General features: G+C 83.9%; 1 protein-coding gene. It reads right to left on the bottom strand.

What is annotated here, in order from left to right:
- The coding region (locus tag BST11_RS29430) for a hypothetical protein (RefSeq protein ID WP_211284806.1) at nt 1-380 on the bottom strand (380 nt) is incomplete at both ends.

Below are 380 nucleotides of genomic sequence, written 5' to 3'. Positions count from 1 at the left end.
GCCGCCGGTGCTGCCCGCGCCGGTCCCACCGGCGCCGCCGCCGCCGCCGTTGCCGCCGTTGCCGATCATCCCGGCGGCGCCACCGGCGCCACCCGGGCCCCCGATGCTGGTGCCGGCGGCCCCGCCCGTGCCGCCCGCGCCGCCGGAGCCACTGAGCATGCCGGCGGCGCCCCCGGCTCCGCCCCTGCCGCCGTTCTGGGCGCCGAACCCGCCGTTTCCGCCGGTCCCGCCGTCGCCGAAGAACATGCCGCCGTGGCCGCCGTCGCCGCCGGCGCCGCCGAAGCCGCCCGGGGTGACGCCCTCGCCGCCGGTGCCGCCGGCGCCGGTCCCACCGGCGCCGCCGCCGCCGCCGTTGCCGCCGTTGCCGATCATCCCGGCGG

This window comes from Mycobacterium alsense (genome assembly GCF_002086635.1).
GTDB classification, from domain to species: Bacteria; Actinomycetota; Actinomycetes; order Mycobacteriales; family Mycobacteriaceae; genus Mycobacterium; species Mycobacterium alsense.
The sequence above is the reverse complement of the archived record's forward strand: the minus strand, read 5'-3'. Positions and strand labels throughout refer to the sequence as shown.